Genomic DNA, 260 nt, shown 5'->3' with positions numbered 1-260 from the left:
GTCCATTATTGACTCCACAATGAATCTATCCCTTCTCTTTTGGGCATCCGAGGAGCTGGGCGATCCGAGATTCGCCCATATCGCCTCCCAGCAGGCCGACACAGTGATCGAGCATTTCATTCGAGCCGACGGCTCTGTCAAGCATATTTGCATCTTCGATCCCGTAACAGGAGACTATATCGGTGCGCTTGGCGGCCAAGGCTTCGGACCGGACTCGGCTTGGAGCAGGGGGGCTGCCTGGGCTTTGCACGGCATGGCAA

Annotated in this window: 1 pseudogene; it reads left to right on the top strand. The window is 56.9% G+C overall.

Annotated elements, in window-relative coordinates:
* Positions 1–19: 19 nt before the first annotated feature.
* Positions 20–260, top strand: a pseudogene (locus tag ACSNOG_RS33545) (glycoside hydrolase family 88 protein); the annotation flags it as partial.

Origin of the sequence: Streptomyces sp. URMC 124 (assembly GCF_051386455.1) — a bacterium.
Classification (GTDB): domain Bacteria; phylum Actinomycetota; class Actinomycetes; order Streptomycetales; family Streptomycetaceae; genus Streptomyces.
The sequence above is the reverse complement of the archived record's forward strand: the minus strand, read 5'-3'. Positions and strand labels throughout refer to the sequence as shown.